The sequence below is a fragment of the Xenorhabdus littoralis genome, from assembly GCF_033949345.1.
Lineage (GTDB): Bacteria > Pseudomonadota > Gammaproteobacteria > Enterobacterales > Enterobacteriaceae > Xenorhabdus > Xenorhabdus littoralis.
In genome coordinates, this window is record NZ_VCDP01000283.1 from 1 (window position 1) to 285 (window position 285).

General features: G+C 38.2%; 1 protein-coding gene. It reads right to left on the bottom strand.

Going from position 1 to position 285, the window contains the following annotated elements:
• The coding region (locus FE394_RS19630; protein ID WP_319927982.1) for a hypothetical protein at nucleotides 1–285 on the bottom strand (285 nt) is incomplete at both ends.

A 285-nucleotide genomic window follows, 5' to 3' on the forward strand; every position in this document is an offset into this window, starting at 1 on the left:
ATCCTGTCCAATATACTCCCCTTAACGTAACCAATCACCCCAGCCAATTCAGGAAGCTTTTCTTTATACAACTCTTTCACTCGTTCCAACGTTTTCTTAAAGAAATCATTCTCTTCCTTCAATCCTCGATTCTCTCTTTTCAATTCTGTTATTTGCCCCTCTAAAATACATTTCTCTCTATACAGCCCATCTTTTTCACGTGTAATTACACCTGATTCGTTTTTAAGGCGTCTAACATCTTCTCTAAGGGCTTCCGACGACCTAGCTAATACTTTTATACTTTCG